This window comes from Actinoplanes sp. NPDC049599 (assembly GCF_044465625.1).
Lineage (GTDB): Bacteria > Actinomycetota > Actinomycetes > Mycobacteriales > Micromonosporaceae > Actinoplanes.
Map to the genome: position 1 here is coordinate 155,721 of NZ_JBITLX010000007.1, position 21,971 is coordinate 177,691.

At 75.0% G+C, this 21,971-nt stretch carries 24 protein-coding genes and 1 pseudogene; 17 read left to right on the forward strand and 8 right to left on the reverse strand.

Annotated features, from left to right (window positions below; all coding sequences use genetic code 11):
* Positions 1–4 precede the first annotated feature (4 nt).
* The gene (locus tag ACIBQZ_RS15605; RefSeq protein WP_396089284.1) at positions 5–1,123 is read left to right on the forward strand and encodes an FAD-dependent oxidoreductase; all 1,119 of its coding nucleotides are present in this window, start codon (positions 5–7) and stop codon (positions 1,121–1,123) included.
* 62 nt (positions 1,124–1,185) lie between these two features.
* Complete coding sequence (locus ACIBQZ_RS15610) at positions 1,186–2,004, forward strand: alpha/beta hydrolase (protein WP_396089285.1); 819 nt, start codon at positions 1,186–1,188, stop codon at positions 2,002–2,004.
* Here the strand turns inward: ACIBQZ_RS15610 and ACIBQZ_RS15615 are convergent.
* A complete protein-coding gene (locus ACIBQZ_RS15615; RefSeq protein ID WP_396089286.1) occupies positions 1,970–2,344 on the reverse strand; it encodes a hypothetical protein in 375 nt (124 codons plus the stop codon). The two genes, ACIBQZ_RS15610 and ACIBQZ_RS15615, sit on opposite strands and share 35 nt — an antisense overlap.
* A gap of 113 nt (positions 2,345–2,457) precedes the next feature.
* Between ACIBQZ_RS15615 and ACIBQZ_RS15620 the strand changes: the two genes are divergently transcribed.
* Complete coding sequence (locus ACIBQZ_RS15620) at positions 2,458–3,279, forward strand: alpha/beta hydrolase (protein WP_396089287.1); 822 nt, start codon at positions 2,458–2,460, stop codon at positions 3,277–3,279.
* A complete protein-coding gene (locus tag ACIBQZ_RS15625) occupies positions 3,276–4,166 on the forward strand; it encodes an ABC transporter substrate-binding protein (RefSeq protein ID WP_396089288.1) in 891 nt (296 codons plus the stop codon). The genes ACIBQZ_RS15620 and ACIBQZ_RS15625 overlap by 4 nt, the downstream gene beginning before the upstream one ends.
* 32 nt (positions 4,167–4,198) lie before the next feature.
* On the opposite strand, the gene ACIBQZ_RS15630 is transcribed toward ACIBQZ_RS15625, so the two are convergent.
* From ACIBQZ_RS15630 to ACIBQZ_RS15640, 3 genes are all read right to left on the reverse strand, one after another.
* Entirely contained in the window at positions 4,199–4,789 is a 591-nt protein-coding gene (locus ACIBQZ_RS15630) for a dihydrofolate reductase family protein (RefSeq protein WP_396089289.1), read from the reverse strand.
* 31 nt (positions 4,790–4,820) lie between these two features.
* Positions 4,821–5,594, reverse strand: coding sequence for a DUF6597 domain-containing transcriptional factor (locus ACIBQZ_RS15635; RefSeq protein WP_396089290.1), 774 nt, complete (start codon positions 5,592–5,594; stop codon positions 4,821–4,823).
* A 67-nt stretch (positions 5,595–5,661) separates the two neighbouring features.
* Positions 5,662–6,456: a CDP-alcohol phosphatidyltransferase family protein gene (locus tag ACIBQZ_RS15640; protein WP_396089291.1), complete on the reverse strand. Its 795-nt coding sequence runs from the start codon at positions 6,454–6,456 to the stop codon at positions 5,662–5,664.
* 108 nt (positions 6,457–6,564) lie between these two features.
* On the opposite strand from ACIBQZ_RS15640, the gene ACIBQZ_RS15645 reads away from it, so the two are divergent.
* The 7 genes from ACIBQZ_RS15645 (at position 6,565) to ribA (ending at position 12,593) form a co-directional block, all read left to right on the forward strand.
* Complete coding sequence (locus ACIBQZ_RS15645) at positions 6,565–7,548, forward strand: zinc-binding alcohol dehydrogenase (protein ID WP_396089292.1); 984 nt, start codon at positions 6,565–6,567, stop codon at positions 7,546–7,548.
* Positions 7,549–7,947: a 6-pyruvoyl trahydropterin synthase family protein gene (locus tag ACIBQZ_RS15650; RefSeq protein WP_396089293.1), complete on the forward strand. Its 399-nt coding sequence runs from the start codon at positions 7,549–7,551 to the stop codon at positions 7,945–7,947.
* Positions 7,944–9,185: a glycosyltransferase family 4 protein gene (locus ACIBQZ_RS15655; protein ID WP_396089294.1), complete on the forward strand. Its 1,242-nt coding sequence runs from the start codon at positions 7,944–7,946 to the stop codon at positions 9,183–9,185. Before ACIBQZ_RS15650 ends, ACIBQZ_RS15655 begins: the two co-directional genes overlap by 4 nt.
* Positions 9,182–9,985, forward strand: coding sequence for a methyltransferase domain-containing protein (locus ACIBQZ_RS15660; RefSeq protein WP_396089295.1), 804 nt, complete (start codon positions 9,182–9,184; stop codon positions 9,983–9,985). Before ACIBQZ_RS15655 ends, ACIBQZ_RS15660 begins: the two co-directional genes overlap by 4 nt.
* Positions 9,986–10,044: 59 nt before the next feature.
* Entirely contained in the window at positions 10,045–11,115 is a 1,071-nt protein-coding gene (locus ACIBQZ_RS15665) for a lysylphosphatidylglycerol synthase transmembrane domain-containing protein (RefSeq protein WP_396089296.1), read from the forward strand.
* A gap of 73 nt (positions 11,116–11,188) precedes the next feature.
* A complete protein-coding gene (locus ACIBQZ_RS15670; protein ID WP_396089297.1) occupies positions 11,189–11,878 on the forward strand; it encodes a RibD family protein in 690 nt (229 codons plus the stop codon).
* A gap of 52 nt (positions 11,879–11,930) precedes the next feature.
* A complete protein-coding gene (gene ribA / locus ACIBQZ_RS15675; protein WP_396089298.1) occupies positions 11,931–12,593 on the forward strand; it encodes a GTP cyclohydrolase II in 663 nt (220 codons plus the stop codon).
* On the opposite strand, the gene ACIBQZ_RS15680 is transcribed toward ribA, so the two are convergent.
* Positions 12,594–13,991, reverse strand: a complete 1,398-nt coding sequence (locus ACIBQZ_RS15680; RefSeq protein WP_396089299.1) for an alpha/beta hydrolase — start codon at positions 13,989–13,991, stop codon at positions 12,594–12,596.
* 93 nt (positions 13,992–14,084) lie between these two features.
* Between ACIBQZ_RS15680 and ACIBQZ_RS15685 the strand changes: the two are divergent.
* The 4 genes and pseudogenes from ACIBQZ_RS15685 to recQ form a co-directional block, all read left to right on the forward strand.
* Positions 14,085–14,414: pseudogene (locus ACIBQZ_RS15685) on the forward strand (VOC family protein); the annotation flags it as partial.
* A 77-nt stretch (positions 14,415–14,491) separates the two neighbouring features.
* A complete protein-coding gene (locus ACIBQZ_RS15690) occupies positions 14,492–14,893 on the forward strand; it encodes a VOC family protein (protein WP_396089496.1) in 402 nt (133 codons plus the stop codon).
* Between the two features lie 46 nt (positions 14,894–14,939).
* Entirely contained in the window at positions 14,940–15,758 is an 819-nt protein-coding gene (locus ACIBQZ_RS15695) for an alpha/beta fold hydrolase (protein ID WP_396089300.1), read from the forward strand.
* Positions 15,755–17,593: a DNA helicase RecQ gene (gene recQ / locus ACIBQZ_RS15700; RefSeq protein WP_396089301.1), complete on the forward strand. Its 1,839-nt coding sequence runs from the start codon at positions 15,755–15,757 to the stop codon at positions 17,591–17,593. The genes ACIBQZ_RS15695 and recQ overlap by 4 nt, the downstream gene beginning before the upstream one ends.
* An 11-nt stretch (positions 17,594–17,604) precedes the next feature.
* Here the strand turns inward: recQ and ACIBQZ_RS15705 are convergent, their stop codons facing one another.
* The gene (locus tag ACIBQZ_RS15705; protein ID WP_396089302.1) at positions 17,605–18,486 is read right to left on the reverse strand and encodes a hypothetical protein; all 882 of its coding nucleotides are present in this window, start codon (positions 18,484–18,486) and stop codon (positions 17,605–17,607) included.
* Between the two features lie 65 nt (positions 18,487–18,551).
* Between ACIBQZ_RS15705 and ACIBQZ_RS15710 the strand changes: the two genes are divergently transcribed.
* A complete protein-coding gene (locus tag ACIBQZ_RS15710) occupies positions 18,552–18,914 on the forward strand; it encodes a YybH family protein (protein ID WP_396089303.1) in 363 nt (120 codons plus the stop codon).
* Between the two features lie 72 nt (positions 18,915–18,986).
* Positions 18,987–20,216 carry an EAL and HDOD domain-containing protein gene (locus ACIBQZ_RS15715; RefSeq protein ID WP_396089498.1) on the forward strand — a complete coding sequence of 410 codons (1,230 nt, stop codon included), beginning with the start codon at positions 18,987–18,989 and terminating at the stop codon, positions 20,214–20,216.
* A 61-nt stretch (positions 20,217–20,277) separates the two neighbouring features.
* On the opposite strand, the gene ACIBQZ_RS15720 is transcribed toward ACIBQZ_RS15715, so the two are convergent.
* Together ACIBQZ_RS15720 and ACIBQZ_RS15725 are read right to left on the reverse strand one after the other, a co-directional pair.
* Positions 20,278–21,447 (reverse strand): RNA polymerase sigma factor, encoded by a 1,170-nt coding sequence (locus ACIBQZ_RS15720; protein ID WP_396089304.1) that lies wholly within the window; start codon positions 21,445–21,447, stop codon positions 20,278–20,280.
* 56 nt (positions 21,448–21,503) lie between these two features.
* Complete coding sequence (locus tag ACIBQZ_RS15725) at positions 21,504–21,863, reverse strand: YciI family protein (RefSeq protein WP_396089305.1); 360 nt, start codon at positions 21,861–21,863, stop codon at positions 21,504–21,506.
* Positions 21,864–21,971: the final 108 nt, after the last annotated feature.

The following is a 21,971-nucleotide window of genomic DNA, read 5'->3' on the forward strand; positions in this document are numbered from 1 at the left end:
ACACATGAGAGCGGTCATCGTCGGCGGCGGGATCGGCGGGCTGTGCGCGGCGCTGGCGCTGCGCCGGTCCGGCTGGGAGGTCACCGTGCTGGAGCGGGCGCCCCGGTTCGGCGCGGTCGGCGCCGGCATCACGCTGATGGCCAACGCGCTGACCGGGCTCGACGCGCTCGGGGTCGGCGCCGAGGTGCGCGCCCAGGGCAGCATCGACGCGCCCGGCGGCACCCGCACCCCGGACGGCCGCTGGCTGGCCCGGATCAACGCCGGCGAGCTGGCGGCGGCGCTCGGCACGGCCGCGCTCGGCATCCACCGGGCCACCCTGCACGGCGTGCTGCTGGCGGCGCTGCCCCCGGCCGCGCTGGTCACCGACGCGGCGGTCACCGCCGTCGAGCCCGGCGCGGTGGTCTGCACCGCCGGCCGCCACCCCGCCGACCTCGTCGTCGCCGCCGACGGCATCGACAGCACGATCCGCCACCAACTCTGGCCGTCGGCCGCGCCACCCCGGTACGTCGGCACCACGGCCTGGCGCGGCGTCACCGACGAACCCTGGCCGGGCGAGCTGACCGTGGCGATCACCTGGGGCGCCGGCACCGAGTTCGGCATCGTCCCGCTCGGCGACGGCCGGGTCTACTGGTTCGCCGCGACCAACGCCCCCGAGGGCACCCGCTCCCCCGACGAGAAGGCGGCCGTCCGGGCGATCGTCGGCGACTGGCACGACCCGGTGCCCGCCCTGCTCGACGCGACGACCACGGTGCTGCACCACGACCTGCGCCACCTGCCGGAGCCGCTGCCGACGTACGTGCGCGGCCCGGTCGCCCTGCTCGGCGACGCGGCCCACGCGATGACCCCGAACCTGGGCCAGGGCGCCGCTCAGGCCATCGAGGACGCGGTGGTGCTCGGCGCGGCGTGCACACCCGGCCGGCCGCTCGCCGAGGCCCTCGCCGACTACGACGACCGGCGGCGGCCCCGGTCACAGTCGGTGGCGCGGGCCTCGTACCGGATCGGGCGCGTCGGCCAGCAGCTCACCCAGCCGATGCTGGTGGCGGCCCGGAACGCCGCGATCCGCTGGACGCCGCCGCGGGTGGCGCTGCGCTCGATGGCCCGCTACGCCGACTGGCGCCCCTGAACCGGTCGAGGGCGACCGTCACGTCGCGGGCCGCCGGCCGTTGAACGGGCGATGGAGACCACATGAGAAGGCGGACCCTGCTGGCCGGCACCGGGGCGGCGGCCGGCGTCGTCGCGCTCGGCGGCTGGCATCGGCGGCGTGCCTCCGGCGACCCCGTCATCCCCGGCGCCCCGGTCGGTGACGAGCGGCTGGAGCGGCGGTTCTCCGCGGCTCGGGGCCGTACCGTCGATTTCTACACCGCCGTGCCCGCCGGTCACGGCGCCGGGCGCGGCCTGCCGGTCCTGCTGGTCCTGCACGGCGGGTCGACGACCGCGGCCGACTTTCCCCGGCTGGGGCTGGGCCGGTTCGCCACCGACTCGGTGCGGCGCGGCAACGCGCCCGTGGTCCTCGCCGGCGCCACCGGCGACCGGCTCTCCTGGCGCCCGGCCGGCGCCGACGATCCGCAGCGGATGGTGCACGAGGAGATCCCGGCCTGGTGCGCCGAGCGGGGCTTCGACACCTCCCGGCTCGCGGTGTGCGGCTGGTCGATGGGTGGTTACGGCGCGCTGCTGCTCGCGCAGACCTTCCCCGGTTTCGTCCGCGCCGTGGCCGCGTTCTCCCCGGCCGTGCGTCCCGGCGACGACGTGTTCGCCGGGGCGGGTGCGCTGCGCGGGGTGCCGGTCGGGCTGTGGTGCGGCACCGACGACGGGCTGCTCTCCGAGGTGCGGGCGCTGGAACGCGCGTTGCCGCAGCCCAAGGCCGCCGGTTCCTACGAGGAGGGGCGGCACAACTTCGGCTACTGGAGCACCTGCCTGCCCGCCGCCTGCGACCTCGCCGCGCGATCGACCCGGCAGCCGGCCGTGCGGGTCAGCGGGAGCGGGCCGGGGCCCGGTCCGCGGTGACCCACTGACCGGCCGGGGTCCGGATGGCCAGCCCGGTCACCGGCGCGTCCGGCGCCTCGCCGTCGCGCAGGATCTCCACCACCGGGCAGCCCTCGGTCTCCGGGTGCCAGAATCCCTCGGGGTCCCGGACCGCCGAGAAGCGGCAGTGCTGCTCGTCGCTCCAGCCCCAGGCCAGCAGCAAATCACGGCCACCCATCGAGTAGCGGGCGGCCGAGGCGGCCCGCTCGCCGCCGGTGCGGTGGAAGAACTCGGCGCGCAGGCCCGGCACGGGCACGCCCTCGAAGGCGGCGTTCGTGATCGTCCGGTGCGGCGTGTAGGTGCTGAGATCGGGCAGAGGCACGGGCCCGACGCTGCCACGCCGGCGCCCGGCGCGGGGCCCGCCGGCGGAACGTGAGCCTTTCGGGGGACGGCGCGGCGCAGCTAACTGTCAGCCAGCCCGGTGATACTCCGGCCATGGGCGAGACGATGGTGCCGGCGAACGGGGTGGACCTGTGCCTGGAGACGTTCGGCGCCGGCGACGACCCCGCGGTGCTGCTGATCGCCGGCGGCGCCAGCTCGATGGACTGGTGGGAGGACGGCTTCTGCCGGCGGCTCGCCGGCGGCGGCCGCTTCGTGATCCGGTACGACCACCGCGACACCGGACGGTCGACGTCGTTCCCGCCGGGCCTTCCGCCGTACTCGCAGGTGGACATGGCCGGGGACGCGCTCGGGGTGCTCGACGCGCTGGGCATCGCCCGCGCGCACGTGGTGGGGCTGTCGTTCGGTGGCGGCCTGGCCCAGCGGCTGGCCGTCGAGGACCCGCCCCGGCTGCGCACGGTGACGCTGATGTCGAGCAGCCCCGGCCCGCTCCCCGAGGCGCCCGTCCCGGCGGCCCGGCTCCCCCACCCCTGCCCGGACTTCACCGACCGTGCCGCCACCGTGGAGCGGCTGGTCGCCTGCATCGCCGCGGCCGGCGGGCCGTTCACGGCGGACGCCGCGCACCTGCGGCAGCTCGCCGAGCGGGTGCTGGACCGCACCAAGGACCCCGCCGCGGCCCGCAACCACTGGCTGGCCGGCGGCGGCCCGCCGGTGCGCGACCGGCTCGGCACGGTCGACCTGCCCACCCTGATCATGCACGGCACGGTGGACCCGCTCTTCTCGATGGCGCACCCGGCGGCCCTGGCCCGGGAGATCCCGGCGGCCCGGCTGGTGCCGCTGCCCGGCGTGGGCCACGAGTTCCCGCCGCGGGCGGTGTGGGGTGTCGTGATCGAGGAGATCCTCCGGCACACTGCATGACCATGCGCCTGGTCTCGCTGCTGCCCTCCGCCACGGAGATCGTGTACGCCCTCGGCCTCGGCGACGACCTGGTCGGCGTCACGTTCGAGTGTGACGAGCCCCCGTCCGCCCGGCGGGACAAGGCGGTCGTGGTCGGCGGGCGCGACACCGGCGGCATGGCCCCGGGTGAGATCGACGCGTACGTCAAGGAGCAGCTGGCGGCCGGCGGTGACCTCTACACGCTGCACGCCGGGGCGCTGGCCGGGCTGGACCCGGAGCTGATCCTGACCCAGGACCTGTGCCGGGTGTGCGCGCTGCCCTCGGACCACGTGTCGGACGCGCTGGACCACCTGGGCTGCCGGGCGGACGTGCTGTCGCTCGATCCGTACACCCTCGAGGAGGTGTTCGGGACGTTCCTGGCGGTCGGCGCCCGGGCGGGGGTCCTGCCGCGCGCGGAGGAGCTGGTCGCGGGCCTGCGCCGGCGGCTCGCGGCGGTCGCTGCGGCGGTCGCCGGGCGGCCCCGGCCGCGGGTGGCGATCGTGGAGTGGGTGGACCCGCCGTTCACCGCCGGGCACTGGGTGCCGGAGCTGGTCACCGCCGCCGGCGGCAGCCCGGTCGCGGCCCGGCCCGGCGCCCGGTCGGTGCAGACCACCTGGGCCGAGCTGGCCGCCGGGGAACCGGCGGTCGTGCTGGTCACGCCGTGCGGTTTCCACCTGGAGGGCGCCGCGGCCCAGGCCGCCGGGGTGTCCGCGCACTTCCCGGGCGCGCAGGTGTGGGCGATCGACGGCGACGCCCTGGTGGTCCGCCCCGGGCCCCGCCTGGTCGGCGGGGTCGAGGCGATCGCGGCGATCCTGCACCCGGACGCGGTCCCGGCGCCCCCGCCGGGCACGATCCGGCGGGTGGGCTGAGCCCCGCTACGGCGGTGGCTGTCGGGTGCTGGTCAAAGATCCCGGCCGCGCACCCGGTAGCGCAGGTGCAGCACCCGGTTGCCCGGAATCACCACGTCAGGATCCGCCAGCAGGTGCTGCGCGTGGACCGACCCGAAGTAGCGCTTGCCGGACCCGAACACCACGGGGACGACGTCCATCCGCACCTCGTCGACCAGGCCCGCGGCAAGCGCCTGGCCACCGACGTCGCCGGCGGCGACCTCGACCAGGCGGTCACCCGCGAGCTCCTGCGCCTTGGTTACGGCTGCCTCGACGCCGTCGACGAAGTGGAACGGCGCCTCGGGGTCCCAGCCCTCCGGCCGCGGCCGGTGCGTCACGACGACCACGTGGTCGATCCCGCTCGGCGGCTTGCCGTCCCAGCCGTCCGTCAGGTCGAAGACGTGGCGGCCGGCGATCGTCACCCCGATCTGGTCCCAGTACGGCCGGGTGTAGTCGTAGGAGGCCTGCGACACCTTCAGCACTCCGCTGCCGTCCAACGGGACGTCACCGCTGGACAACCAGTCGAACAGCGGTCCGGGCTGGTCATTGGTGTCGGCGATGAAGCCGTCCACCGACACCGAGCTGTACATGACCACCTTGCCCACGGGGCGCTCCTCTGCTTGGGGTGGCCCCAAATTAGCGTGTCGTGAGCCGTCGCTCTTGGAGAAAATCAATCGGCCGGCAGCGGCCAGCCGTCCAGCACGTGGCCGGGATGTTCGCGCAGGAACCGCCGCCGGACCTCGAGGTAGCGGGTCGGCGTAAGCCCGGTGAAGGCCCGGAACTCGTGGCCGAAGTGGGCCTGGTCGAAGTAGCCGGCGCCACCGGCGAGGTCGGCCCAGTCGATCGGTCCGGCGGGGTCGATCGACAACACGGCGGCGGTGAGGCGGTAGGTGCGGGCCAGCCGGTCGCCGCGATCACGCCGCTCGTCCGGCGGACCAGCCCCAGCCCGGCGGTCTCGCCCAGCCGGCGCAGCAGCTCCTCCTCGAGCAGCGTCAGCATCTCGTGCGGTCCGTTCGCGGTGGCCAGCCGGTCCCGCAGCTCAGCAACGGCGGCCCGGCCCCAGACCTGCTCCACCGTCACCGGCCGGTCACACAGCTCGGCCGCGGGCATCGGCAGGAACGGCGCCGGCCCCCACGGCTTGAAGTGCACGCCGACAGACCGGGTCCGGGCCGGATAGCCGAACTCCCACGCCCGGGTGGGCGTGGTGACCACGCAGCCGTCGGCGTACTCGGCCGTCTTGATGCCGGCGCCGGCGCGGATGCGGAACGGCGCCCCGAGATTGACGATCAGCAACGCCGCCGGGCTTGCCGGCAGCGTCAGCCGGGCGTACGGCGGCGCACCCTCCAGGTAGTAAAGGTCGTCGATCAGCCCGTCCAGCGGCGGTCGCGGCACTCTGGACACGTACTCCACGCCCCCAGCATCGCCGACGCGCCGCCGGCATCGCGCCCCGGGCTGGTCCAGCCGGATCCTCGGCCGCTCAGACGTTGACCGAGACGGGCCGGTGCAGCAGCAGCGCACGGCGCTCGGCCACCCGGGCCCGGGCCGCCACCAGCCGGTGCCGGCGCTCCTCGGCCCACAGCCACTGCACGTCGCGGCCGAACGACCAGGTCAGCGAGGCCAGCGCGGCGGCCACCGCGAGGAACGCGACGGCGTCCGGCAGCAGGCTCGCGGTGGCGACCACGAGCACCACGCCCTGGACCGCGGCGACGACCTTGCGGGAGAACTTCGGCGGCAGCGGGGCGTTCAGCCACGGCCAGGCCCACGAGGCGGCGACGAAGACGTAGCGGAAGGCGCCCAGCGCGATGGTCCACCAGCCGAAGGTGCCCGCCACGAAGACGCTCAGCACCAGGATCAGGAACGCGTCGACCTCCATGTCGAAGCGCGCGCCCAGCTTGGTGGTGGAGTTCGTGCGCCGCGCCACCTGACCGTCCACGCCGTCCAGCGCCAGCGCCACCGCGACCAGCGTGACCAGCACGGGCAGCGGCACCGGCGCGGTGAAGGAGGTCACGACCAGGGCGGTCACGCCGCCGACCAGCGTCGCGCGGCCCAGCGTCACGGCGTTCGCGGCGCCGAGGGCGCGCATCCCGGTGCGGCGCAGGCCCGCGCCGAGCACCACGGTCAGGACCACGGCGTACGCGGTGCCCGCCAGCCAGCCGTTCGCGCTGAGCCCGGTGCCGGCGGCCAGCGCCGTCAGCAGGATCAGGTGTGCGGCCAGGCCGACGATCGGTCCACGGCTCTCGCGAGCCGTCATCGTGGCGATACTGATAGTCACCGTGCCTCCGGGATGGCAAGATCCGTTGCCGCGTATGGTTGCCGCTGTTGTCGTCACTGAACACGCTTGATCCGCGCGTTCGGTTCAGCGCACGGAGGAGAAATACCCATGACGGGCGAGGCAAACGCGTTCTGGCTCGCCGCGCCCGGCCGCGGCGAGATCCGGCCGGTGACCCTCGGCACACCCGGCCCGGACGAGGTGCTGGTGCGCACCCTGCACTCCGGGGTCAGCCGCGGCACCGAGACCCTGGTGTTCCGCGGCGGGGTGCCGGAGAGCCAGCACGCGGCGATGCGCGCGCCCTTCCAGGAGGGCGACTTCCCGGCCCCGGTGAAGTACGGCTACCTCAACGTCGGCGTCGTCGAGCAGGGCCCGGAGCACCTGCTCGGCCGCACGGTCTTCGCGCTGTACCCGCACCAGACCCGCTACGTGGTGCCGGCGGACGCCGTGACCGTGGTGCCCGGCACCGTCCCCGCCCGCCGGGCCGTGCTGGCCGGCACGGTGGAGACCGCCGTCAACGCCCTCTGGGACGCCGCGCCGCTGGTCGGCGACCGGATCGCGGTGGTCGGCGCGGGCATGGTCGGCGCCGGCGTGGCGGCCGTGCTGGCCCGCTTCCCCGGCGCCCGGGTGCAGCTCGTCGACGCCGACCCGGCCCGCGCCGCGCTCGCCGCGGCCCTCGGGGTCGACTTCGCCCTGCCCGCCGACGCCACCGGCGACTGCGACCTGGTCGTGCACGCCAGCGCCACCGCGGCGGGCCTGACCCGGGCGCTGGAACTGCTGGCCCCGGAGGCCACCGTCATCGAGCTCAGCTGGTACGGCGACCGCGAGGTGAGCATCCCGCTCGGCGAGTTCTTCCACTCCCGCCGGCTGGTCATCAAGAGCAGCCAGGTCGGCGGGATCGCCCCGGCCCGGCGCGGGCGCCGCAGTTACGCCGACCGGCTGGCCATCGCCCTGGATCTGCTCGCCGACCCGGTCTTCGACGCCCTGCTCAGCGGGGAGTCCACCTTCGCCGAGCTGCCGGCCGTGCTGCCGCGCCTGACCAGCGGGGACCTCCCCGCGCTGTGCCACCTGATCACCTACCCGACTGGAGAGTGAATGTTCAGCGTCACCGTGCGTGACCACATCATGATCGCCCACAGCTTCTCGGGGGAGGTCTTCGGACCGGCCCAGAAGCTGCACGGCGCGACGTTCGTGGTGGACGCCACCTTCAAGCGGCCCGAGCTGGACGCGGACAACATCGTCGTGGACATCGGCCGGGCCCTGGAGGAGCTGCATGCCATCTGCGGCGCGCTCAGCTACCGCAACCTCGACGACGAGGCCGACTTCACCGGCGTGAACACCTCGACGGAGTTCCTCGCCAAGGTCATCGCCGACCGGCTGGCCGACAAGATCGAGGCGGGTGACCTCGGCGCCGGCGCGCACGGCCTGACCGGCATCGCGGTGACGCTGCACGAGTCGCACATCGCCTGGGCCGGCTACGAGCGGAACCTGTGACCGCTGCCCTGCATGTGGTGCTGCCGGGCGGGATCGACGACCCGGCCGCGCCGAGCGGTGGCAACACGTACGACCGCCGGGTCCTGACCGGGCTGGCCGCCACTCGCGACGTGCACGAGATCGCGGTGGCGGCGGCCTGGCCGTACCCGGCGGAGGCCGACCGGGCGGTGCTGGCCGGGGAGCTGGCGCGGCTGCCGAGAGGCGCGACGGTGCTGCTCGACGGCCTGGTCGCCGGCGCGGTGCCGGAGCTGCTCGAGCCCCTGGCCGGCCGGCTGCGGCTGGTCGTGCTGGTGCACCTGCCGCTCGGCGACGAGACCGGGCTGGCCCCCGCCGCGGCCGCCGAGCTGACCGCGCGCGAGGGCCGGACGATCCGCGCGGCCGCCGCTGTGGTGGCCACCAGCAGCGGCGCCGGCCGCCGGCTGGAGAAAATCCACGGCCTGCCGGCCGGCACCGTCCACGTCGCCCCGCCCGGCGTCGACCCGGCCCCGCTCGGGGACCGAGGCCGGGCCGGGGCGGCCCCGGACAGCAACCAGGCCGGGGCGGTCCCGGACGGCAACCAGGCCGGGGCGGCCCCGGACAGCAACCAGGCCGCGGCGGCCCCGGACAGCAACCAGGCCGCCGGGGCGGCCCCGGACAGTAACCAGGCCGCCGGGGCGGCCCCGGACGGCAACCAGGCCGGGGCGGTCCCGGACGGTGGCCGGTTGGTGTGCGTCGCGGCGGTGACCCCGCGCAAGGCGCAGGACGTGCTGGTCGAGGCCCTGGTGACGCTCGCCGACCTGCCGTGGACGTGCACGCTGGTCGGCGCCCTGGATCGGGCGCCCGGCTTCGTGACGCGGGTCCGGGAGCTGGCCGCGGCGGTGCCCGGCCGGGTGGAGTTCGCCGGGACACGCACCGGGGACGCCCTGGCCGGCACCTACCACCACGCTGATCTGCTGGTGCTGCCGTCGCTGGCCGAGACGTACGGCATGGTGGTGACCGAGGCGCTGGCGCGCGGCGTACCGGTGCTCGGCACCCAGGTCGCCGGCGTGCCGGAGGCGCTCGGCACCGCGCCGGACGGCCGCCTGCCCGGTGCGCTGGTGCCCCCGGGCGACCCGCGGGCGCTGGCCGCGACGCTGCGCCGCTGGCTCACCGAGCCGGTGGAGCGGGCCGGGTGGCGGGCCGCCGCGGCCGCCCGCCGCGAGCACCTGCGCGGCTGGGACTTCACGACCCGACTACTGAGCGAGGTACTGGACGTATGACCGGAGAGTTCAGCTCGACGTGGCTCACCCTGCGCGAACCCGCGGACGCCGCCGCCCGGGCCCGGGACCTGGTCGAGGCGCTGCGCCTGCCGGCCGGCGGTGAGCTGGTCATCCGCGACCTCGGTTGCGGCACCGGCTCGATGGGCCGGTGGCTGGCGCCGCTGCTGCCCGGCCCGCAGCGCTGGGTGCTGCACGACCGCGACCCCGCCCTGCTCGCGCACGCCGCCGCGCACCTGCCGGCGGCCGCCGCGGACGGGACCGCCGTGACGGTGCGGACCGCGCAGGGCGACGTCACCGCCCTGACCGCGGCCGACCTGGCCGGCACCTCGCTGGTCACCTGCTCGGCGCTGCTCGACCTGTTCACCACCGAGGAGGTCGCGGCGCTGGCCGAGGCGTGCGTGACGTCGGACACCCCGGCGCTGTTCACCCTCTCCGTGGTGGGCGAGGTCACGTTCGAGCCGGCCGACCCGCTGGATGCGGTGGTGGCTGACGCGTTCAACGCCCACCAGCGGCGGTCCGTCGGCGGGCGGCGGCTGCTCGGCCCGGAGGCGGTGGGCGCCGCGGCCGAGGCGTTCGCCCGGGTGGGAGTGTCGGTCACCACCCGTTCGAGCCCCTGGCAGCTGGGCCCCGAGCACGCCGCGCTGACCGCCGAGTGGCTCCGCGGCTGGCTCTCCGCGGCCGCCGAGCAGCGCCCTGACCTGGAGCTGGACGACTACCTGAAGGCGCGGACCACGGCCGCCGAGGCGGGCCGGCTGCGGGTAACGGTAGGGCATCAAGATCTTCTCGCGCAGAAAGAGTGAACCGCCTGCCGCCGCCCGGACGTATTAATCCCAGAAGGTGATCCTGAGGGGGCAGCGGCATGAACCGATCGATCTGGGCGTGGGTGCGGGTAGTCGGCGGGGTGGGGATCCTTGCCGTATTGCTCTGGCGCCTCGGCACCGGCGCCTTCCTCGACGGGCTCCGGGTGATCGACGGACCGGCGCTGGCCCTGGCGTTCACCATCGGCGTCGCGACCACAGTGTTCTCCGCCTGGCGCTGGTGCCTGGTGGCGCGCGGCCTGGGCATGACGCTGTCGCTGCGCGGCGCGATCGCCGACTACTACAAGGCGCTGTTCATCAACGCGGCGCTGCCGGGCGGCGTGCTCGGTGATGTCGACCGGGCGGTGCAGCACGGCCGCGAAGAGGGCGACGTGGGCCGCAGCGTGCGCGCCGTGGTGCTGGAACGCACGGCGGGGCAGGTCGTGCTCGTCTCGGTGGGCGTGACGGTGCTGCTGACCGTACCGTCGCCGGTCCTGTCGCACCTGCAGGCCAACGCTCGCGGGCTCGCCGTCGCGACGGTGGGCACCGTCGGCCTCGCGGCCCTGCTGGTCTTCGTGGTCGGGCGGCTGCGCAGCGGCGCCTCCCGGTGGGCGCGGGCCGCCCGCACCGGGGTCACCGAGCTGCGCGCCGGGTTGCTGGCCCGGCGCAACTGGCCGGGCATCGTGCTGGCCTCGACGGTCGTGCTGGCCGGGCACCTGGCGACGTTCGTGGTCGCGGCGCGGGCCGCCGGTTCGGACGCGTCGCTGCTGCGGCTGGCCCCGCTGATGCTGCTGGCGCTGCTGGCGATGACCCTGCCGGTCAACATCGGCGGCTGGGGACCGCGCGAGGGCGTGACCGCGTGGGCGTTCGGCGCGGCCGGGCTCAGCGCCACCCAGGGCCTGACCATCGCCGTGGTCTACGGCGTGTTCGCCTTCGTCGCGGCGCTGCCCGGCCTCGTGGTCATCATCACCCGGGCCGCGGCCGGCGCCCGGGCCCGCTCGCGGGCCCGCGCGGCGGTCGCCGCCCCGGTCAGGGCCGTCGCGGCCCCGCTGGTCACGATCGCCGAGCCGGTGGTCGTGCCCGCGCACAAGGTCCTGCTGCCGGTGCGGGAGCTGGTCGGCAGCGGTGCATGACCGTGCCGTCGAGCGCCGTTCCGATTATGTTGGACGCCGGGGTGACGTTGGTCGCTCCGTAGGAGGACCCTCTGTGCTCGCGCGCCCGTACGTACTGCTCAGCTGTGGCATGTCCATCGACGGATATGTGGACAGCCCGAGCGACGAGCGCCTCCTGCTCTCCAACGACGCCGATTTCGACCGGGTCGATGAGGTTCGTGCCGGTTGCGACGCGATCCTGGTCGGCGCCGGCACGGTCCGGGTGGACAACCCCCGGCTGCTGATCCGCGACGAGTCCCGCCGGGCCGCCCGGATCGCCGGCGGGCTGCCGCCGGACCCGGTCAAGGTGACCGTGACCGGCGCCTGCGACCTGGACCCGGCCGCCCGGTTCTTCACCCTCGGCGACGCCGACAAGCTGGTCTACTGCGCCACGCCGGCGCTGCCCGGCGCCGAGGAGAAGCTGGGCAAGGTGGCCACGGTCGTCGACGGCGGCGAGCCGCTCGACCTGGACCGGGTGCTCACCGACCTGGGCGGGCGCGGGGTGCGCCGGCTGATGGTCGAGGGCGGCGGCACCGTCCACACCGGCTTCCTCACCGCGGGCCTGGCCGACGAGCTGCAGCTGGTGGTGGCGCCGTTCTTCGTCGGCGACTCCCGGGCGCCCCGCTTCGTCGGCGACGGCAGCTTCCCGTGGGGCCCGGACCGCCGGGCCCGCCTGACCGAGGTCCGGCAGATCGGCGACGTGGTGCTGCTGCGCTACGCGCTCTCCGATCGCTACCGGGACTGACCGGACGTGAACCGGGAAACCAAACCGTCGGAAAAATCGAAATGGGGGGCCGATGACCGAGACGGCCGGCTGGGGAACGCTCGACGTCGGGACGATCCCGCAAGCCACGGTACGGACGCGGGTCACGGTCCCGCTGCGCTTCGCGGACGGCTACGCCACCACCGCGCGGGTGCTGACCTTCGACGGCCTGGTCGACGGGCGTGAGCACCTGGCGCTGGGCCTGGGCGACTGGGAGGGCGCGGTGCGGGCCACCCCACTGGTCCGCCCGCACAGCGAGTGCCTGACCGGGGACGTGTTCGGCAGCCAGCGCTGCGACTGCGGCCCGCAGCTGCGCGAGGCGGTCGAACGCATCGCCGAGCCCGGCGGCCTGCTGCTCTACCTGCGCCAGGAAGGCCGCGGGATCGGGCTGTACGCGAAGCTGGACGCCTACGCGCTGCAGGAAGCCGGGCTGGACACGTACGAGGCGAACGTGGCCCTCGGCCGCGGCGAGGACGAACGGGACTACACCCCGGCGGCGCAGATGCTGCTGGCCCTGGGCGCCGGGCGGATCCGGCTGCTGAGCAACAACCCGGACAAGGCCGCCCAGCTGGCGGCGAGCGGCGTCGAGGTCACCGAGCGCATCCCGACCGGGGTGCACGTGTCCCCGGCCAACCTGCGCTACCTGGCGACCAAGGCCACCCACACCGCGCACACCCTGGACCTGCCGGGGCTGTAGTCAGGCCGCCGGGCAGACCGTGCCGCGCCGGGGCACGGTCAGCGAGATCAGGTACGCGTCCACCGCCTGCGCCATGCAGCCGGACCGGTTGTAGGAGCCGTGCCCGGCGCCGGCGTAGGTCAGCAGCACGCCGTGCCGGCCGAGCTGGCGGGCGATCTCGGTGGCCCAGTTGTAGCCGCTCGCCGGGTCGTGCCGGGCGTTGATCAGCAACAGCGGCGTGCGGGTGCGCACCCGCAGCCGGTGCTGCGGGTCGGCCACCGGCTGCGGCCAGCCCAGGCAGGCCGACAGGGCGAACACCCCGGCCGGGTAACGCACGTCCGGCGCCTCGGCCCGGGCGCGGTCCAGCAGCTCGCGGTACGCGCGGAAGTCGCGCACCGGCAGGGACCAGTCCGCGCAGAACACCGCCAGCACCGGGTCCAGCCGCTGGGTCGGGCCCGGCTCGCCGCGGCGCATCGCGGCGATGAAGCCGGCCAGGCCCGGGTAGTCGGGGCCGGCGAGCTTCTTGTGCGCGTTGGCGACCAGCTGGTACTGCGGCAGGGTCAGCTCGCCGCGGCCGGCCCGGTCCATGAGGTCGTCCCACACCGCCCGGACGTCCTCGCCCCGCAGGACGCAGGCCGGCTGCCGCGGGGTGCACCACCGCACGAACGCGTCGAACGAGTCCTGCAGGGCCCACGCCTGGGTGCGCAGGAACCCGTCGGTCCGCCGGCTGTGGTCGACCGCGCTCTCCAGGACGATGGCGCGGACCCGGTCCGGGTAGCGCTCGGCGTACAGCTCGCCGAGCAGGCTGCCGTACGAGGAGCCGTGGAAGGTCAGCGTGCGCTCGCCCAGCGCGGCGCGCAGCGCGTCCAGGTCACGCACCGTGCTGGCGGAGTCGGCGTGATCGAACAGCGGTCCGGTCAGTTCCCGGCAGCCCGCCCACCGGGCGCGGTTGGCCGCCAGCGTCCGGTCGAAGTCGGCCTGGCTGGTCAGCAGGGCCGGCGCGGGCGGCGGCGCGGCCGGGCAGGTGACCGGATGGCTGGCGCCGACCCCGCGCGGGTCGAAGCTCACGATGTCGAAGCGCCGGCGCAGCTCCTCGCTGAACCGCGACTGGCCGGTGCTGACCCGGTTCACCCCGCTGTCGCCCGGGCCGCCCGGTCCGAAGATCAGCGTGCCGATCCGGGCGGCCGGGTCGGTGGCGGTGCGCCGCGCGACGGCGAGGCCGAAGGTGCCGGCGCCCGGATCGGCCCGGTCGACCGGGAGCCGGAGGGTGGCGCAGTCGGCGGTGGCGGCGGCCTGGCCCGGCGGCGCGCACGGGTGCCAGTCGAGGGCCGCCGGCCGGGCCGAGACCGGCGGCGCGGCCAGCAGGACGGCGGCGACGGCCACCGCCCCGGCCGCGGCGGTCATTCGGGAAATCATCATGGCTCGATGCTTGCCGCGGGCCGCCGCCGCCGGAACAGGGATGCCCCCGAGACCGTCCCTTAAGGAGCGTCGCGGAGAGTTATGGTGAGGCGCATGACTCTGCCGCGCACCTATCCGCACGGCGTCACGTCCTGGATCGACACCGAGCAGCCGGACGTCGAGGCCGCCCGCGCGTTCTACGCCGGCTTGTTCGGCTGGCGGACGACCGGCACCCCGCTCGTCGCCACCCTGGACGGCCAGGACGTCGCCGCCATCGCCCCGGCCCCGGCCGGCGCCACCGCCCGGTGGAACACCTACGTCGCCGTCGACGACGCCGACGCCACGGCCGCCGCCGTCGCCGCCCAGGGCGGCATCGTGGTCTCGGCGCCGGCGGACGCCGGTCCGGACGGCCGGGCCGCGACCTGCCTGGACCCGTTCGGCGCGGAGTTCCGGCTCTGGCAGGCCGGCCGCCGGCCGGGCGCGCAGCGCGTCAACGCGCCGGGCGCTGGAACTTCAGCGACCTGTACACCCCCGACCGCGACGCCGCGATGGCGTTCTACACCCCGTTGTTCGGCTGGCGGGCCGTTGATCTCGGCCAGGGCGCGGGGACGATGCTCCAGGTGCCCGGGTACGGCGACCACCTCGCCGCCACGGTCGACCCCGGCTTCCACGAACGGCAGGCCGCGGCGCCCCCGGGCTTCGCCGACGCGATCGGCGGGCTGGTCGTGATCGGCGCCGGCGAGCCGCCGCGCTGGCACGTCACGTTCACGGTGGCCGACCGCGACGAGAGCGCCGCCACCGCGGAACGGCTCGGCGCCACGGTCGTCGCCCGGCCGGACACCACCTGGACGAGGGACGCGCTGGTCCGGGACCCGCAGGGCGCCGAGTTCACGGTCAGCCAGTTCACCCCGCCCGAGTGGTGACGCACGCCGCTTGACGCGTTTGGCTAATGGCAGTAGCTTTTTGGCTATGAGACTTCAGACGGCGCTGGGCGCCCTCGCCTACGACGACGCCGGCAGTGGACCCCTGGTGGTCTGCCTCCCCGGAATGGGTGACAACCGCACGACGTACCGGCACCTCGTCCCGCTGCTGGTCGCGGCCGGGCACCGGGTGGTCACGCTCGACCCGCGCGGGCAGGGCGAGAGCGACGCGGCGTGGCCGGACTACTCCCCCGCGGCGCTCGGCGCGGACCTGCTGGAGCTGCTGCGGCACCTCGACGCGGGGCCGGCGCTGCTGGTCACGAGCTCCTACACCGGCGCCACCGCGGTCTGGGCCGCCGCGGAGGAGCCGGCCGCGTTCGCCGGGATGGTGCTGATCGCCCCGTTCGCGCGGGTGATGCCGAAACCCAATGTGCTGCTGCGGCTCGCCGTCGCCGCGGTCAGCCGGTTCCGCCCGCTCTGGCTCGCGTACTGGTCGAGCCTTTTCAAGACCCGCAGGCCGGACGACTTCGCCGCCGCCCGCGCGCGGCTGTCCCGGCAGCTCGCCGAGCCCGGCCGGATGGCCGCGCTGCGCGCCATGATGAGCGCCGACGTCGCGGCCTGCGAGGCCCGGTTCCCCGAGGTCACGACCCCGGCCCTGGTCATCATGGGTACGCGCGACCCGGACTTCCCGGCGCCCCGGGACGAGGCGCGGCTGATCGCCCAGCGGCTCGGCGGGCGGGCCGTCATGGTCGACGGCGCCGGGCACTACCCGCAGACCGAGTATCCCGCCGAGACCGCCACCGCGATCCTGACGTTGTCCACAGGGTCCGGGCCGGCCCCCGGGGAAGTCACTACTATCGCGGAGTGACTTCCGCCCCCGAGATCTCCCGGACCGCTGCCACCGACGTGCTCAACCGGGTCTTCGGCTATGCCGCCTTCCGGGGCGAGCAGCGCGAGATCATCGAGCACGTCATCGCCGGGGGCGACGCCCTGGTGCTGATGCCCACCGGCGGCGGCAAGTCGCTGTGCTACCAGATCCCGGCCCTGGTGCGCGACGGCGTGGCCGTGGTGATCTCCCCGCTCATCGCGCTCATGCAGGACCAGGTCGACGCGCTGCGCACCCTCGGCGTCCGGGCCGGCTTCCTCAACTCGACCCAGGACGCCGCCGAGCGCCGCCGGGTGGAGCAGGCGTTCCTGGCCGGCGAGCTCGACCTGATCTACGTCGCGCCGGAGGGGCTCGGGGTGCCGTCCACCCAGCGGCTGCTCGACCGCGGCCGGATCGCCCTGTTCGCCATCGACGAGGCGCACTGCGTGTCGCAGTGGGGCCACGACTTCCGGCCCGACTATCTCAACCTGTCGATGCTGCACGAGCAGTGGCCCGACGTGCCCCGGATCGCGCTGACCGCCACGGCCACCTCCGCCACCCACGGCGAGATCGCCGAGCGGCTCGACCTGACCGGCGCCCGGCACTTCACCGCCAGCTTCGACCGCCCCAACATCCAGTACCGCATCGTCGCCAAGAACGAGCCCCGCCGGCAGCTGCTCGACCTGCTCCGCACCGAGCACCCCGGGGACGCGGGCATCGTCTACTGCCTGTCCCGGGCCTCGGTGGAGAAGACGGCCGAGTTCCTGGTGCAGAACGGCGTCGCCGCGCTGCCCTACCACGCCGGGCTCGACGCGCGCACCCGCGCGGCCAACCAGTCCCGCTTCCTGCGCGAGGACGGGCTGGTCATGGTCGCGACCATCGCGTTCGGCATGGGCATCGACAAGCCCGACGTGCGCTTCGTGGCCCACCTCGACCTGCCCAAGTCGGTCGAGGGCTACTACCAGGAGACCGGCCGGGCCGGGCGCGACGGCCTGCCGTCCACCGCCTGGCTGGCGTACGGGCTGCAGGACGTGGTGCAGCAGCGCAAGATGATCGAGACGTCCGAGGGCGACTTCGCCCACCGGCGCAACCTCGCCGCGCACCTCGACGCCATGCTCGCCCTCTGCGAGACGGTGCAGTGCCGCCGCGGCCAGCTGCTGGCCTACTTCGGCCAGAGCGGCACGACCGCCTGCGGCAACTGCGACACCTGCCTGAGCCCGCCGGAGACCTGGGACGGCACGGTCGCCGCGCAGAAGCTGCTCTCCACGGTGCTGCGGCTGCAGCGCGAGCGCGGCCAGAAGTTCGGCGCCGGCCAGTCCATCGACATCCTGCTGGGCAAGACCACCGAGAAGGTCACCCAGTTCCGCCACCACGAGCTGAGCGTCTTCGGCATCGGCGCGGAGCTGCGCGAGGGCGAGTGGCGCGGGGTGGTCCGCCAGCTGCTGGCCCAGGGCCTGCTGGCGGTCGAGGGCGACTACGGCACGCTGGTGCTGACCGACGAGAGCGGCGCCGTGCTGCGCAAGGAACGCCAGGTCATGATGCGCCGCGAGCCGGAGCGCACCGCCCGGGCGCCGAAGGCCCGCTCGGCCAAGGCGGCGCCGGCGGCGGACCTGCCGGCCGAGGCGGCGCCGGTGTTCGAGCGGCTGCGGGCCTGGCGGGCCGCGGCGGCCAAGGAGGCCGGGGTGCCGGCATACGTGGTGTTCCACGACGCCACGCTGCGGCAGATCGCGACCCAGCGCCCGGGCAGCCTCGCGGAGCTGGCCACGGTGAACGGCGTGGGCCAGAGCAAGCTGGAGAAGTTCGGCGAGCAGGTGCTGGCGGCGCTGCAGGAGGGGTGAGACCCACGCGGCTACGCGTCCTCGGGCCGCGCCGGGCCGTCGGCGGGCATCGGTCGGTTTTCGGTGCGGGCGGCGCCGAGTGCGAGCAGCGCCGGGCCGAGCAGGAAGGCGGCGGTCGCCAGGCCGGCGCCGAGCTTGATGTCGACGGCGAGGGCCGGGGCCGTCGTCACCTCCGTGCGCAGGCCCGGGGTGAGGAACGTGGAGACGGAGTCGTCCAGGCGCGCGGAGAGCCGGGCCGGCGTCCACGAATCGGCGGCGCCCTCGGTCCAGCGCGCCGCCGTCACCTGCAGCAGCAGCGCGCCGGCCGGCAGCAGCAACCACCGGTCGGCCCGGGTCACGGCCAGCACCAGCGCCACGCCGGTCAGCACGGTGGCCGCGAGGCCCGGCGTGAGGTGCCACCACAGCTCCGCCGGCACGGTGTCGGAGAAGGGCGAGGAGCCGGCCACGTCGTGCCCGACGTAGGCCAGCGGCGCCAGCGCCACGACAACCGCCGACGCGGTCTGCCACGCCGGCCGGCGGCGCCGCGGCAGCGCCGCCACACCCACGGTCAGCGCGACCGCGGCGGCCACCAGGAACAGCAGGCCGAGGTGGTCGGCATCCGCCTCCTGCCGGAAGATCCGGTGGACCTGGCCGGTGCCCGACAGCAGCGCGGGCCAGGCGTCGACGAGCACCAGCCCGGACACCGGCACGGCCGCCAGCAGCACGGCCCCGGCCGCCGGCGCCCAGCGGGCCACCGGCCGGCGGACCGCCAGCACCGCGTACGCCGCCGCCGCGAGCAGGGCGATCACGGTGGCGATCTCCGGCACCCAGCCGGTGAGGCCGGTGAGGTCGCACAGCACCGGCACGGCTGCGGCGACGCCGAGGACCAGCAGGACGATCCGGGGTGGGGGCACGGCGCGGAATCCTGCCACATCAATATCGGTGCCGCTGCCCGGTCCGCCGGTGCCATGATGCGGCCATGGACTTCCCCGACGCCGTGAACGCGCACCTCGCCACCATCGGCGCCCGCGACCTCGACGGTTACCTCGCCACCGTGCATCCCGACGCCACGCTGATCATGCCCAACGGCACGCTGCTGGCCAGCCGGGACGCGCTCGCCGGCTTCCACCAGGACTGGTTCGGCGACCCGGACTGGAGCTGGGAGCTGGACCTGCGGCGCACGGTCACGGCCGGCGGCACCGGTCTCGCGGTCTTCGCCGCCGACTACCACGACCTGGACGGCGAGGGCCGGCCGTACCAGCTGAGCTACCTGCTCACGCTGGTGTTCGTCCGCGACGGCGACCGCTGGCTGCTGCTGCACGACCAGAACACGCTGCGCTGAGCACGGCCGACGAGGACGCGACGAAAACCTCAGGCCCGCGTGCTGCCAGCCGATCATCAGGCCGTGAAGCCCATGGTGCCGCTCCCCCTGCCGGGCACTCAGCTCGTGCACGTCGGCCGGCAGCCGATCTTCGACCGAACCGGCGACCTGGTCGCCTACGAGCTGCTGTTCCGGGGCAGCATGGACGCGATCGAGGCGGGCCGCCGCGACACCTACGCGACCAGCCAGGTCATCGTCAACACGTTCACCGAGTTCGGCATCGACGAGGTGGTCGGCGACCGGACCTGCTTCATCAACATGACCCGGGAGTTCCTCACCGGTGAGCTGGTGCTGCCGTTCGGCCCGGAGCAGGTGGTGCTGGAGGTGCTGGAGACCGTCACGGTGGACGACGAGGTCGTCGCCGGGATCACCGCGCTGGTCGCGCAGGGCTACCGGATCGCGCTGGACGACTTCGTCTACGGCTCGGGCCACGAGCAGCTGCTGCCGCTGGCCTCGTACGTCAAGCTCGACCTGCTGCAGGGCGACCTCAGCCACCTGGACGAGATCGTCGCCGCCTGCCGGGCCTTCCCGGACATCCAGATCGTCGCCGAGGGCCTGGAGACCAGCGAGCACCTGGCGCTGAGCAACCGGTACGGCTTCGAGCTGCGCCAGGGCTACATCCTGAGCCGCCCGCAGGTGCTCACCGCCACCGCGCTGAGCCCGTCGCGGCTGCGCCGGCTGGAACTGCTCGGCGCGCTCACCGCCGCCGACACCGACCTGGAACGGATCCTGACCATCATCGCGGGTGACCCGGCGCTGACCATGCGGGTGCTGCGCGCCAGCAACTCCGCGGCGGTCGGGTCCACCAGCAAGATCTCCTCGGTGCGGCAGGCCGTCGTCATGCTCGGTGTCGCGCACATCCGGCAGTGGGCCATGCTGATGGTCGTCGACGACGTCGCCGAGGCGACCGAGGTGCAGATGGCCGAGGCGCTGACCCGGGCCCGGCTCTGCGAGAACGTCGCGAGCGCCTTCGGCGCCGCGTCCGACGGCGCCTTCATGGCCGGCCTGATCACCGCCGTGGCCGGGATGCTGGGCATCTCCGCCGCCGCCATGGCCCATCAGCTGCCGCTGAGCGCCGACATCGAGGCGGCGCTGGAACGCGGCACCGGGCCGCTGGGCCAGGTGCTGCGGGTGGTGAACGCGTACGAGCGCGGCGACCTCGCCCAGGTGGCCGCGTCCTACTCGGGCAAGGACCTCACCGGCACGGTCATGGACGCCATGCGCTGGTCCCGGATGGCCGTGCAGGCGACCCAGGCCGCGTAACCGCCGAGGCAGATCCAGCAACGATCACGTCCCGCGGGACGAACGACCGGCGATGACCCGTTCAGCGACGGAAGCCGCGGACCTCCGCGAGCCGTCCCGCCAGGAACGCCCGTTCGACGTCGTTGTCCGTCAGGGCCAACGCCTCCTCGTACGCCCCGGCCGCCTCCGCCCGGCGGCCCAGCCGGCGCAGGAAGTCGGCCCGCGCCGCGCTCAGGTAGCCGTACGTGGCCAGCGCCGGCTCGGCCAGCAGCGGCGTCAGCGCGTCCAGCCCGGCCTGCGGGCCGTCCCGTTCGCCGAGGGCCACCGCCCGGTTCAGTGCCACCACCGGTGACGGCCAGAGCGCCAGCAGCACGTCGTACAGGCCGACGATCTCCGCGAAGTCGGTCGCCGCCCAGGTCGGCGCCTCCGCGTGGACCGCGGCGATGGCGGCCTGCACCGCGTACCGGGAAGGCTCCGCGGCGTGCAGCGCCTCGGCCAGCAGGGCCGTGCCCTCGGCGATCTGCGCGGTGTCCCAGCGACCGCGGTCCTGGTCGGCCAGCAGCACCAGCCGCCCGTCGGCGCCGACCCGGGTGTCCCGGCGCGCGTCGGTGAGCAGCAGCAACGCCAGCAGCCCGGTGACCTCGGCGTGCGCGGGCAGCAGCCGGTGCAGCATCCGGGTCAGGTCCAGTGCCGCGTGCACCAGGTCGCGGCGGGCCAGCGCCGCCCCGATCGGCGCGGTGTGGCCGGTGCCGAAGACCAGGTGCAGCACCGCCAGCACCGCGTCGACCCGCTCGCCCAGCTCGGCCGGCCCCGGCACCCGGTACGGAATCCGGGCCGCCGCGATCTTCTTCTTGGCCCGGGTGATCCGGGCCGCCATCGTGGCCTGCGGCACCAGGAACGCGCGCGCCACCTCGGCGGTGGACAACCCGCAGAGCAGCCGCAGGGTCAGCGCCACCTGCGCGTCGGTGGCCAGCGCCGGGTGGCAGCAGGTGAAGATGAGCCGCAGCAGGTCGTCCTCGGCCGGGCCGGCGACCGGCTCCTCCAGCACCAGCAGCGGCAGCTTCCGGCGCCAGGCGGACTCGCGCCGCAGCACGTCCACGGCCCGGTTGCGGGCCACCGTGGTGAGCCAGGCGCCGGGCCGCTCCGGGATCCCGCCGTCCGCCCAGGCGCTCAGCGCGTGGGCGTACGCGTCCTGGGTGCACTCCTCGGCCAGATCCAGATCCCGGGTGACGCGCACCGTCGCGGCGAGCACCCGGGCCCACTCGCGACGGTGCGCGTCCGCGACGGCCGCGCGGACGCCCTCGGTGCTCAGCGGTGCTCCCGGATCGGCCGGATCTCCACGCCGCTGTGCCCGTCGGCCAGCTCGGGCAGCAGAGCGGCCAGCGCGATCGCCGCGTCGAGGTCGGCCGCCTCCAGCACGTAGTAGCCGCCGATGCCCTCCTTGGTCTCCAGGAACGGCCCGTCGGTGACCAGCGGCCGGCCGGCGGTGTCGCCCCGCCGCAGGCTGGTCGCGGTCTCCGGCGGCATCAGCTCGTGCCCGCCGGTCACCGCGGCGCCCGCCGTGGCGGCGAACCACCGGTGGCCCGCGTCCTTGCGCTCCAGCTCGGCGGGCGTCTCGCCGGCCCACTCGTTCTCGACGCCGTAGATGAGCAGCAGGTACTTCGCCATGTTGCACCTTCGTTCGCGCGGGGCCCGGTCGGGCCCGATCACCACTGCGACGAACGGGCCGGGCAGAAATCGACAGCCGGGGGTGTCCCCGGGTCATCGTGCCACCTA

What these genes read in the sequence shown, in the direction of transcription:
- ACIBQZ_RS15605 (WP_396089284.1), top strand. Translation starts at nt 5, where the DNA reads ATGAGAGCGGTCATCGTCGGCGGCGGGATCGGCGGGCTGTGCGCGGCG.
- ACIBQZ_RS15680 (WP_396089299.1), bottom strand. Translation starts at nt 13,991, where the DNA reads ATGATGATTTCCCGAATGACCGCCGCGGCCGGGGCGGTGGCCGTCGCC.
- ACIBQZ_RS15610 (WP_396089285.1), top strand. Translation starts at nt 1,186, where the DNA reads ATGAGAAGGCGGACCCTGCTGGCCGGCACCGGGGCGGCGGCCGGCGTC.
- ACIBQZ_RS15620 (WP_396089287.1), top strand. Translation starts at nt 2,458, where the DNA reads ATGGGCGAGACGATGGTGCCGGCGAACGGGGTGGACCTGTGCCTGGAG.
- ACIBQZ_RS15725 (WP_396089305.1), bottom strand. Translation starts at nt 21,863, where the DNA reads ATGGCGAAGTACCTGCTGCTCATCTACGGCGTCGAGAACGAGTGGGCC.
- ACIBQZ_RS15710 (WP_396089303.1), top strand. Translation starts at nt 18,552, where the DNA reads ATGGACTTCCCCGACGCCGTGAACGCGCACCTCGCCACCATCGGCGCC.
- ACIBQZ_RS15715 (WP_396089498.1), top strand. Translation starts at nt 18,987, where the DNA reads ATGGTGCCGCTCCCCCTGCCGGGCACTCAGCTCGTGCACGTCGGCCGG.
- ACIBQZ_RS15645 (WP_396089292.1), top strand. Translation starts at nt 6,565, where the DNA reads ATGACGGGCGAGGCAAACGCGTTCTGGCTCGCCGCGCCCGGCCGCGGC.
- ACIBQZ_RS15625 (WP_396089288.1), top strand. Translation starts at nt 3,276, where the DNA reads ATGACCATGCGCCTGGTCTCGCTGCTGCCCTCCGCCACGGAGATCGTG.
- ACIBQZ_RS15695 (WP_396089300.1), top strand. Translation starts at nt 14,940, where the DNA reads ATGAGACTTCAGACGGCGCTGGGCGCCCTCGCCTACGACGACGCCGGC.
- ACIBQZ_RS15665 (WP_396089296.1), top strand. Translation starts at nt 10,045, where the DNA reads ATGAACCGATCGATCTGGGCGTGGGTGCGGGTAGTCGGCGGGGTGGGG.
- ribA (WP_396089298.1), top strand. Translation starts at nt 11,931, where the DNA reads ATGACCGAGACGGCCGGCTGGGGAACGCTCGACGTCGGGACGATCCCG.
- ACIBQZ_RS15660 (WP_396089295.1), top strand. Translation starts at nt 9,182, where the DNA reads ATGACCGGAGAGTTCAGCTCGACGTGGCTCACCCTGCGCGAACCCGCG.
- ACIBQZ_RS15650 (WP_396089293.1), top strand. Translation starts at nt 7,549, where the DNA reads ATGTTCAGCGTCACCGTGCGTGACCACATCATGATCGCCCACAGCTTC.